The organism is Salipiger sp. HF18 (genome assembly GCF_011806505.1).
GTDB lineage: Bacteria > Pseudomonadota > Alphaproteobacteria > Rhodobacterales > Rhodobacteraceae > Salipiger > Salipiger thiooxidans.
Map to the genome: position 1 here is coordinate 1 of NZ_JAATOS010000236.1, position 6261 is coordinate 6261.

The window sequence follows — 6261 nt, forward strand, 5'->3', positions numbered from 1 at the left end:
GGGCTCGTCCGCGATCAGCAGCTTCGGCCGCCCGATCAGCGCCGAGGCGATCATCAGCCGCTGCCGCTGGCCGCCCGAGAACTGGTGCGGGTACTGCCCGAGCCGCGACCTCGGGTCGGCGATGCCCACCCGGTCGAGCATGGCGATGGCACGGTCCTCGGCCTGCGCCTTCGAGAGCTTCTCGAAATGGCGCAGCGCCTCGGTCATCTGCACGCCCACGGTCATGGTGGGGTTCAGCGACTGGTTCGGATCCTGGAAGATCATCGCCATGTCGCGACCGCGCAAGTTCGCCCAGGCCTTGGGGGCCTTCCCGGCGTAGTCCGTGCCCATCAGCGCGAAGCGCCCGGCGCTCTGCCGTGCCTTGCGGGGCAGCAGGCCCATCAGCGACATGGCGGTCAGCGACTTGCCGCAGCCGCTCTCGCCCACGAGACAGAGCGTCTTGCCCGGCTCCAGCCGCAGGCCCGCGCCGCGCAGCGCGTGAAGGTCGCCGCGATCGGTGGGGATGGTGACGTGCAGGTCGTCGATGTCGAGCAGCGGTGCGGTCATTTGCGGGCCTCCCCGGTCAGGTCGCGCATGCCGTCGCCCAGCAGGTTCACCGCCAGCACCAGCAGGCAGATCATCGCGCCGGGCAGGGCCACGAGCCACGGGTCGAAGAGGATGTTCTCGCGCCCCTCGGCGATCATCAGCCCCCACGAGGGCATCGGCGGGCGCACCCCCCGCCCGAGGAAGGACAGCGCGCCTTTCCGCAGGATCGCGTTGGCGATCTCGAGCGTCATCACCACGAGGATGGTGCCGCGCATGTTGGGCAGGATCTCGAGGAACAGGATCCGCGGCCAGCGCGCGCCGATGGCCTGCAGCCCCGAGATGAACTCCTGATGCCTGAGCGACTGGGTGGCGGCGCGGGTCACCACGGCGAAGCGGTCCCAGAGCAAGAGCCCCAGCACGGTCACCAGCGTGGTGAAGGACGCGCCTCCCATGGCGACGGCGGCGAGCGCCACCAGCACGATGGGCAGCGACAGGCGGATGGTGGTGGCGAAGCTGATGACCATGTCGATCCAGCCGCCGAAATAGCCCGCGATGAGCCCCAGCGAGATGCCGATGAAGCCCGACACGATCACCACGCCCACGCCCACGCCCAGCGACACCCTTGCGCCGTAGATCAGCCGCGAGAGGTAGTCGCGCCCGAGATGGTCGGTGCCGAGCAGATGCTCGGGCACGGCGCGGTCGTGCCAGAACGGCGGCAGGAAGCGCTGGGTCAGATCCTGCGCGTAGGGGTCGTGCGGGGCGATGAGCGGCGCGAGAATGGCGAGCAGCGCCACGATCAGGATCAGCAGGCCGCCCAGCGTGACGCCGCTGTTGCGCAGCACCTTGCGCAGGCGCGAGACGGGGCGGGGGGCGACGGCGGTCTCAAGGGTCATGCGGCGCCTCCTCTCAGGCGCGGGTCGAGCCATGCGTTCAGCAGGTCGGCGGCGGTCGTCAGCACCACGTAGAAGAGCGACAGGATCAGGATGATCGCCTGCACCACGGGCAGGTCCGAGCGCAGCAGAGACTCCCACGCGAGGCGGCCGAGCCCGTTCACCGCGAAGACGCTCTCGATCACGATGGAGCCCGAGAGCAGGATGCCCAGCTGCACCGCCGAGAGCGAGATCAGCGGCAGCACCGCGTTACGCAGCGCATGCACCAGGATCACCCGTCCGGTGGGCAGGCCCTTGGCCTGCGCCGAGCGGATGTAGTCGGTGTTCAGCACCTCGATCATGCCTGAGCGGGTGATGCGCATGAGCTCGGGGATGGCGGAGTAAGCCAGCACCAGCACCGGCAGGATGTAGCCCTGCCACGTTTCGGTGCCCGAGATCGGCACGAGCCCGTACCAGACGCCGAAGACCACGATGGCCATGAGCCCGAGCCAGAAGCTCGGCACCGCCTGTCCCGACACTGCGAGCACCAGCGCGAAACGGTCGATGAAGCCGTTGGGGCGCATGGCGGCGGCCACGCCCAGCGGCAGCGCGATGGCAAGCGCCGCGACGAAGGCCAGAATGCCCAGCGTCAGGGTGACGGGGATGCGGTTGCCGATGATCTCGGAGACGGGGATGTTGAAATAGATCGACTGGCCGAAGTCGCCGGTGAGGGCGGAGCCGATCCAGTCGGCGTATTGCACGACGATGGGTCGGTCGAAGCCATAGGCCAGACGGATCGCCTCGGCGTCGCCGGCGCTGCCGCCTGAGCCCGCGATGGCGATGGCCGGATCGCCGGTGAGGAAGATCAGCGCGAAACTCAAGGCCGAGACGGCTACGGCGACGCCAAGCGCCACGACGAGGCGGCGCAGGAGAAAGCTCAGCATGGCAGGGGCCCGTGGTCAGTCGGAAAAGGTGGGGCGCGCAGGATCGCGCGCCCCCAGTCGGGGATCACTTCCAGCTGGCTTCCCACCAGCGGGCAAACTCGTCGGGATAGGGCGTGAAGCTCAGGTCCGGCGAGAGGCCGTAGTTCACGTTGAAGTTGTACATGGGCATCCAGTAGGCCTGGTCCACGATCTCCTTCACCGCCATCGAGTAGTTTTCGGCGCGCACCTCGCGGTCCGATGCGGTGTCGGCGGTGGTGAGCCACTCGGCAAGCTGCGGGTCCTGGATCAGGTCGTCGGCGCCGCCGCCGAAGAAGTTCGACAGGATGAAGGCCGCGTCGCCGATGCCGTAGCTGCCCCAGTTCGAGAAGAACGCCGGAAGCTCCTTGGCGCGCCACTGGCCGACGCCGGCCGCGTATTGCTGCTCGTTGAGGATCAGCGTCACGCCGACCTTGGCAAGATACGCGGCCACGGCCTCGGCCACGGGGCGGGGCATGGCGGCGAAGACCATTTCCATCTCGAAGCCGTCGGCATAGCCCGCGTCTGCCAGCATCTGCCTGGCCTTCTCGGGGTCGTACTCATAGGCGGTGACGTCCTGCGCGCAGCCGAACTGGGCCGGGTTGCAGGGCGTGTTCAGCACCTCGGAGCCGGCGCCGCCGAAGGCCTTGGTGATGGCCTCGCGGTTGACCGCGTGGATCAGGGCCTGACGGACCTCCTGCTTGGCGATGGGGCTCTCGGCGTCGAGCGCGAGCGGCGCGAAGCCCACGTAGGCGATGCGCATGATCGGCGCCGAGATCACCTGCACGCGGCTCTCCAGACGCGAGGCCTGATCCGGCGGGATGCGCCAGATCCAGTCGAGGTTGCCCGACATCAGCTCGGCGTACTGGGTGTTGAGCTCGGGGATCGTGCGCACGACGATCTTGCCGATGCTGGCACCGGCCTTCGGGCCCTCGGGATAATAGTCCTCGAACTTCTCGAGCTCGTAGCGCACGCCGGGCTCCTGCGAGACAAGCTTGTAGGGGCCGGTGCCGATGGGCGTGCGGGTGATGCCCTCGGAGCCGTTCTCGGCGAAGAATTCGTGCGGGTAGATCGGCAGCGCGTCGGCCAGCATCTCGAGCGCGCCGGCGAAGGGCTTCGACATGTTGATGCGCACGGTGTAGTCGTCGATCTTCTCGACGCTGTCGATCCAGTCGACGTAGATCGCGTAGCGGGTGCCGTACTCGGGGTCGGTCACCATGTCGAAGGTGGTGACCACGTCATCGGCGGTGAAATCCGCGCCGTTGTGGAACTTGACGCCCTCGCGCAGCTTGAACTCCATCACCAGCGGCTCGACGTACTCGTAGCTCTCGGCCAGCGCCGGGAGGAACTCGCCGGTGTTGAGGTCCTTGTAGAGCAGCCCGTCATAGATGTGGCGGGCGAGGATCAGGCCCTGACGGGCCGCGATCTTGTAGCTGTCGAGCGGCTCGGGCTCGGCGGCGAAGGCCACGTTCAGCGTGTCGTCGGCCTTGCCCGCGTGGGCGGCACCGGCGGCCAGCGACAGCGCCAGAGCGCTCGCGCCCAGCAGGCGGGCCATGGTGGTCGTCGTGAGGGTCATGAGGAGAGTTCCCTGTTGCGTTGCGTTTGTCATTCAGTCGGCCGCCACGCGCGGCTCTTTCGGTTGGGCCAGGTCGGCCATGGTCTCGCCGGCATGCAGGCGGCGGATGAGCTCGGGTTCGTTGGCCTGCATCGCCAGCGCCCGGGTGCAGTGCATCTCGGCATCAGAGGGGGGCAGCACCACCACGCCGTTCTCGTCGGCGATCACCAGGTCGCCCGGCGCGACGCTGACCCCGCCGCAGGCGACGCGGTGATTGACGTTGCCGCCAAGCCCGCGCTGGCGGGTGGTGATGGGCGAGCGGCCGCGGCACCAGACCGGGAAGCCCAGCTCGCGGATCGCGCTGAGATCGGTGATGAACCCGTCGATGATGGCGCCCTTCACGCCGCGCGCGATGGCGGCATTGGTGGTGACGGCGCCCCAGCAGGCGTGGCGCAGGTCGCCGCAACGGTCGACGACCACGATCTGGCCGGGCTCGGCGATGGAGAGCGCCTCGACCAGCGCCATGCCGTCGTCTCCGGGCAGGCGGACGGTCAGCGCCGGGCCCGCGATGCGAATCCCCGAGCTCACCGACTGGATCGCCGGGACCATGAAGCCGTCGGACAGGAAGTGGCCCAGCGTCGCGGTTTCGACGGTGGCGTAATCGACGGGGGCGTCCGGGGTGGCGGTCATGAGGCGGTCCGATCTGCAAGAGTTCCCCAAATCGAAGCGTTATGATTGGGCAGGGTCAAATAACCGTCCGCTATCGCTGGGATAGCCTCGTGGCGGGCCGGCGCGCGGCGCGGCTGTGCGACGTTGTGCGCGGATGCTGGCGGAGGCGCGTTTTCGCTGTAAAGTCACGCCATCCGCGTGTAACGCCTCGCGGCGACCGTGCCCTGCGGTCCCGGGGGGATCGCGGGCCGGGACAATTCCCGTTGCTCCGGCAAGTGATGAAAAAATGGACGGTATTTCCCTGACCGAGCTGAACTGGAACCTCCTGCGCACCTTCCACGTGATCGCGGAAGAGCAGAGCCTGACGCGGGCGGCGCAGCGTCTGGGGGTGAGCCAGCCCTCGGTCACCAACGCCCTGCGCAAGCTCGAGGAGCAGCTCGGCTGCCAGCTGGTGTTCCGCGACAGCCGCCATTTCGAGCTGACCCTGCGCGGCACCAAGATCCACCGCGAATGCACCGAGATGTTCCGCTCGGCCGACCGCATCGCCGGCCTCAGCCGCCACGGTGTGGACGAGGAACGCGGCGAGGTGCGGTTCCAGATCATCACCAACCTGCGCAGCCCGCTCTTCGACGAGGCACTCCGGCTCTTCCACCAGCGCCACCCCTCGGTCAGCTTCCGCATCGAGGTGCAAAGCAGCCAGACCATCATTCGCAACCTTCAGGACGAGCGCGTCGGCCTCGGGGTCTGCCTGCTGTCGAAGCCGGTGATGAACCTGACCTGCCGCAAGCTCTTCCGCGAGGAGTTCGGCATTTTCTGCGGCAAGGAGCACCCGCTCTTCGGGCGCGAGGACGTGGCGCTGCGCGATCTCCAGCAGGAGCCCTTCATCACCTTCGCCTGCGCCACCGACGCGGGTGGGCTCGAGCCCATGGCGGTGCTGCGCCAGAGCGCCAACCTCGGCCAGCGCATCAGCGGCGCCTCGCCCAACATGGAAGAGATCCGGCGCATGATCATGTCCGGGCTCGGCATCGGGATCCTGCCGCTGGTCTCGGTGATGGATGAAATCGAGCACGGCAATCTCTGGCCACTCAAGATCTCGGACCAGCAGCTCGGCGCCGACGTCTTCCTCGTCACCAACCCGCGGCTGCAGCTTTCCTCCGCCGAGGAGAAGTTCGTGCATCTCATCGAGGAGCTGCTGAACCTCTACCCCGACATGGGCTGAGGCCGCGCACGGCCGGTCAGCGGTCGGCGCGGGCAACGGCCGTGTGCAGCAGCACGTTGAGACCGGCGACGAGATCCTCGGGCGCGCAATCCTCGCGGTTGTTGTGGGTGATGCCGCCTTTGCAGGGCGTGAAGATCATCGCGGTGGGGCAGTGGGTGGCGAGGAAATAGGCGTCGTGCCCGGCCTGGCTCTGGATGTCGCGCCAGCGCAAGCCCATGCGCTGCGCCTCGCCGCGCACCATGGCCACGAGGCCTGCATCGAAGATGTCGCCGCCCCAATGCCATTCGTCCTCGACGCTGGCGGTGCAGCCGGCCCTTGCGGCGGACTCGTGCAGCGCGCGGCGCATCTTCTCGGCCATGACGCGGGTGGTGACCGGGTCCGGGTGGCGCACGTCGCAGATCGCCTCGGCGCTCTCGGACAGGATCCCGGGCTTGTTGGGCCAGGCGCTGAGCTTGGCCGCGGTGG

Annotated in this window: 7 protein-coding genes; 1 reads left to right on the forward strand and 6 read right to left on the reverse strand. The window is 68.3% G+C overall.

The genetic code is table 11. The features are described from left to right. From HC022_RS16975 to HC022_RS16995, 5 genes are all read right to left on the reverse strand, one after another. Positions 1–546: ABC transporter ATP-binding protein (locus tag HC022_RS16975; RefSeq protein ID WP_167453214.1), on the reverse strand; the 546-nt coding region annotated here is incomplete at its 3' end. Further along, positions 543–1418: an ABC transporter permease gene (locus HC022_RS16980; RefSeq protein WP_167453215.1), complete on the reverse strand. Its 876-nt coding sequence runs from the start codon at positions 1416–1418 to the stop codon at positions 543–545. The genes HC022_RS16975 and HC022_RS16980, both read right to left, overlap by 4 nt. Then, positions 1415–2338 (reverse strand): ABC transporter permease, encoded by a 924-nt coding sequence (locus HC022_RS16985; protein WP_167453216.1) that lies wholly within the window; start codon positions 2336–2338, stop codon positions 1415–1417. The genes HC022_RS16980 and HC022_RS16985 overlap by 4 nt, the downstream gene beginning before the upstream one ends. Positions 2339–2402: 64 nt before the next feature. Then, complete coding sequence (locus HC022_RS16990) at positions 2403–3929, reverse strand: ABC transporter substrate-binding protein (protein WP_167453217.1); 1527 nt, start codon at positions 3927–3929, stop codon at positions 2403–2405. Positions 3930–3962: 33 nt separating this feature from the next. Then, positions 3963–4598, reverse strand: coding sequence for an RraA family protein (locus tag HC022_RS16995; protein ID WP_008884019.1), 636 nt, complete (start codon positions 4596–4598; stop codon positions 3963–3965). Positions 4599–4863: 265 nt separating this feature from the next. Here HC022_RS16995 and HC022_RS17000 point away from each other — a divergent pair, with 265 nt between their 5' ends. Beyond that, complete coding sequence (locus HC022_RS17000; protein ID WP_167453218.1) at positions 4864–5796, forward strand: LysR family transcriptional regulator; 933 nt, start codon at positions 4864–4866, stop codon at positions 5794–5796. Between the two features lie 16 nt (positions 5797–5812). On the opposite strand, the gene HC022_RS17005 is transcribed toward HC022_RS17000, so the two are convergent. After that, positions 5813–6261: M20/M25/M40 family metallo-hydrolase (locus HC022_RS17005; RefSeq protein ID WP_167453219.1), on the reverse strand; the 449-nt coding region annotated here is incomplete at its 5' end.